General features: G+C 72.7%; 1 protein-coding gene. It reads right to left on the bottom strand.

The features are described 5' to 3' along the window. Positions 1-151 precede the first annotated feature (151 nt). Positions 152-543: acyl-CoA dehydrogenase family protein (locus CCN51_RS52905; RefSeq protein WP_281262502.1), on the bottom strand; the 392-nt coding region annotated here is incomplete at its 5' end.

Raw genomic sequence — 543 nt, forward strand, 5'->3', positions numbered from 1 at the left:
CTCGCCCCGCCCCCAGGCCCGCACCGCCCCTGGGGTCCCGGCGGCGGTGAGCATACGGTCCAGGGTGTGGCCGAATTCCTTCTGCTCCTGGTCCAGCAGGAATCTCATCCGTACCGCCCCCTCATCGATTGCCCCGGCAGGGGACCCCGCCTCATCTGCGGCCCTTCGGCAGTCCGAGCAGCCGTTCGGCGATGATGTCGCGCTGGATCTCGTTGGTACCCGCGTAGACCGGGCCCGCCAGGGCGAAGGTGTAGCCGTCCGCCCAGGCACCGCGCGCGGGCGCGTCGGGGGCGGAGTCGGCGAGTTCACCGTGGGTTCCGAGCAGGTCAAGGGCCGTTTCGTGGAGGGCGATGTCCAGCTCGGACCAGAAGATCTTGTTGAGACTCGACTCGGCGCCCAGGGAGCCACCGGCGGCCAGCCGGGAGGCGCCCGCGTAGGCGAAGAGCTCATACGCGCGGGCGCGGATCACCGCGTCGGCCACCCGGTCGCGCAGCGCGGACGAGACATCGGCCGCGGGGCCGACGGCGGGGGCGGTTCCGGGGG

Origin of the sequence: Streptomyces milbemycinicus, assembly GCF_002154605.1 — a bacterium.
GTDB lineage: Bacteria > Actinomycetota > Actinomycetes > Streptomycetales > Streptomycetaceae > Streptomyces > Streptomyces milbemycinicus.